The sequence below is a fragment of the Haladaptatus sp. HS23 genome (genome assembly GCF_056892285.1).
In genome coordinates, this window is the sequence record NZ_JBXGLH010000063.1 from 1 (window position 1) to 421 (window position 421).

Below are 421 nucleotides of genomic sequence, written 5' to 3' on the forward strand. Positions count from 1 at the left end.
TGTTCGGCCTGTTTGACGTCATCATAAAACGCCTTCGAGCAGTTGAACACACCGCCAAGATTGACGTCGATAACGCGCTCCCACTCCTCGCGCGTCATTGTTTTAAAGGTTCGATCGACAGTAATGCCGGCGTTGTTCACGAGCACGTCAACTGGCCCGAACACATCGTGGACGCGGTCAGACATTGCGTCGACCGCGTCCTTGTTAGTTACATCTGCTTGGACGGCGATTGCTGTGCCACCCTCAGCTTCGATGTCATCGACGACATCGTAGGCTTTCGTTTCTGAGGATCGGTAGTTTACGACGACATTCGCACCATCACGACCGAGATTTCTCGCGATTTGGGCACCGATTCCACGTGAAGCGCCAGTTATGATGCATGTTCTATTAGCTGGTATGGTTGACATTGTTCTTCCTTGTA

At 51.8% G+C, this 421-nt stretch carries 1 protein-coding gene; it reads right to left on the minus strand.

From position 1 onward, the window contains the following. Window positions 1-407: SDR family NAD(P)-dependent oxidoreductase (locus AC1XDK_RS30815; RefSeq protein WP_483353835.1), on the minus strand; the 407-nt coding region annotated here is incomplete at its 3' end. Window positions 408-421 lie beyond the last annotated feature (14 nt).